The following is a 1,905-nucleotide window of genomic DNA, read 5'->3' as shown; positions in this document are numbered from 1 at the left end:
GGCTGAGGTGCAGGCGGTGCGGCCTCTTCCTCACTCAGAACCTGGTCAGTCCTGGCCTTGATCTCATCGGCCGTCTGCTGGCTTATCAGCCCGTTGCTGACGGCGAAGCCAGCAACCAGAGCGACAAGGGCTGCAATGATTGCAGCTTTCACCTTCTTCGACATCCATAGGCGCCTTGTTCATGACACCCAACCCACGGCGAAGGGTGCCGCAACCTTGGCGAAGGGTCAATCCTTTTGGCTGCAGTCTCTGCTCACGTGCAACGAAATCAACTGGTTACAAACGAAAAACGCCGCCCATTGGGCGGCGTTTCGGCATTGCAGCGGGAAACTCAGATTACTTGATCTTGGTTTCCTTGAATTCGACGTGCTTCTTGGCGACCGGGTCGTACTTGCGGAACGACAGCTTGTCGGTCTTGGTGCGGCTGTTCTTGCTGGTCACGTAGAAGAAACCGGTGTCGGCGGTCGACAGAAGCTTGATCTTGATGTTTGCGGCTTTGGCCATGATATCAGTCCGTTTGTTCGTGGGGTTTTGGCCGCTGGAGCACGGGGAAACACCCGGACGCGGGAAACTTGGCGCGACACATAAAGAACGCGCCCGGAAAGTCAAGCCCGGCAAGCCTGGTGCGACCCGCCTGAGCCTGCTGGTGAACGGAAATCATGCGGTTTCTGTCGCCGGTGACGCAACCTTCTTCCAGTCTCCGGTCGTGTTCCACCAGCGATTCGGATTGGCGCGGTCGTCCAGTCCCTTGGAACGGCTGGCGAGAATCGGTTGAATGCGGATCACCGGTTCCTGGTAGGAATGGGCCTGGAAAATCGCCTCGACGACGCGGGCGGCCAGCACCTGATCGTCCGGCAGTTCGAAGGAAACCTCGACCGTGCCGGGCCGCCGCCGCAATTCGGTTTCGGCACCGGCGGCCGCACCGTCAAGCGGCCTGTAGCGTTCGATGCCGTGCGCCGACTGATAGGCATTGCGGTCATATTTGCCCATGGCCAGCGGCGCAATCGCCACCACAGCATCCATGATGCGGTCGACGTCGGCGGCCGGAGCCTGGAAGGTCACGAGCAGAAGCAGTGTCATTCGTAGCGATGTGGTTTCAAAGCCGCTGTCGATCATGGAAGTGTCCTCAAGTGTTTTGGGACACTCTTTTAGCCCTGTGCTCCTGACACGGTTCTGTCAGCAGCCTGCCACCGTGCGCGCCAAATGCAGGGCTGGCGGCAGTTGCGCTACAGCAGGATCTTGCGAACCAACCTGACGGCGACCAAAGCGATATAGGCGGCGAAGAACAGGCCGAGCGACCAGCCGAAGCCGGACGGGCCGAACGCATCCATGCCGATGCCGATCGCCTGCGGGCCGAGCACCATGCCGACACCGTAGCACAGCACGAAGGCGGCGTTGGCCGACGCCAGTTCATGGCCGGAAAGCTGCGAGCCGAGATGGGCAAGGCCGATCGTGTACATGGCAGCGACGACGCCGCCCCAGACGAACAGAAGCGCGGCCATCAAATGCCAATTCTGGGCGAAGAAGGGCATGAAGACGGTGCCGATAAGACCGACCGTGGCGCAGGCAATCAGCAGGTAGCGGCGATCGCTGACGCGATCGCTGATCATGCCGATCGGGATCTGCAACAACACATTGCCGAGGCCGATCATGGTCAGCAGAAGGGCCGCATCGGCCTCGGAATAGCCGATGCGGCTGCCATAGATCGGGAAGAGCGCAAAGCCGCCGGTTTCCACCGCGCCGAACACCAGCACGGCTGCGGTCGCCGACGGCACCAGCCAGATGTAGCGCAGGAAATTGCTGGTTTCGCCATCCGAGGCGATCGAGGGGCTCTCGTTGCGTGCTGCCAGCACGGGTATCGCCGCCAGCGTCACCAAGGCGATGATGACGCCGAACGGCCTGAAG

At 61.1% G+C, this 1,905-nt stretch carries 3 protein-coding genes; all 3 read right to left on the bottom strand.

Going from position 1 to position 1,905, the window contains the following annotated elements:
• Window positions 1–336: 336 nt before the first annotated feature.
• Window positions 337–504 carry a 50S ribosomal protein L33 gene (gene rpmG / locus EN964_RS33130; RefSeq protein WP_006201775.1) on the bottom strand — a complete coding sequence of 56 codons (168 nt, stop codon included), beginning with the start codon at window positions 502–504 and terminating at the stop codon, window positions 337–339.
• 153 nt (window positions 505–657) lie between these two features.
• Window positions 658–1,116 (bottom strand): hypothetical protein, encoded by a 459-nt coding sequence (locus EN964_RS33125; RefSeq protein WP_127271458.1) that lies wholly within the window; start codon window positions 1,114–1,116, stop codon window positions 658–660.
• A gap of 110 nt (window positions 1,117–1,226) precedes the next feature.
• On the bottom strand, window positions 1,227–1,905 hold a 679-nt coding region (locus EN964_RS33120), incomplete at its 5' end, for an MFS transporter (protein ID WP_164776285.1).

This window comes from Mesorhizobium sp. M7A.F.Ca.CA.001.10.2.1 (genome assembly GCF_003998575.1).
Taxonomy (GTDB): domain Bacteria; phylum Pseudomonadota; class Alphaproteobacteria; order Rhizobiales; family Rhizobiaceae; genus Mesorhizobium.
This window is presented reverse-complemented; position numbering and strand designations above follow the sequence as displayed.

Coding starts and splice junctions, on each gene's coding strand:
- EN964_RS33125 (WP_127271458.1), bottom strand. CDS start 1,116: ATGATCGACAGCGGCTTTGAAACCACATCGCTACGAATGACACTGCTT.
- rpmG (WP_006201775.1), bottom strand. CDS start 504: ATGGCCAAAGCCGCAAACATCAAGATCAAGCTTCTGTCGACCGCCGAC.